Below are 209 nucleotides of genomic sequence, written 5' to 3'. Positions count from 1 at the left end.
CATTGGTTCTACAATATAAGGGAGAAAAGGCATCTTCAAATCTGCGCCAATTGATTTTATTGGCAAGTTTGTAAAGAGGATGATTGTGATCGAGCATACCCTCTAAGGAAGAGAATAATGATAGTTGGTTGGAGGTTCTTTTTAACATGAAATTCTGCAAGTTTTATACTGTAAAGGTACAAAAACTTGCAGAAACAGACAAATAAATA

Annotated in this window: 1 pseudogene; it reads right to left on the bottom strand. The window is 34.0% G+C overall.

The window, feature by feature from the left end:
- Nucleotides 1-148, bottom strand: a pseudogene (locus EII32_RS11965) (IS5/IS1182 family transposase); the annotation flags it as partial.
- Between the last annotated feature and the right edge of the window lie 61 nt (nt 149-209).

Source organism: Prevotella sp. OH937_COT-195 (genome assembly GCF_003932845.1).
Taxonomy (GTDB): domain Bacteria; phylum Bacteroidota; class Bacteroidia; order Bacteroidales; family Bacteroidaceae; genus Prevotella.
This window is presented reverse-complemented; position numbering and strand designations above follow the sequence as displayed.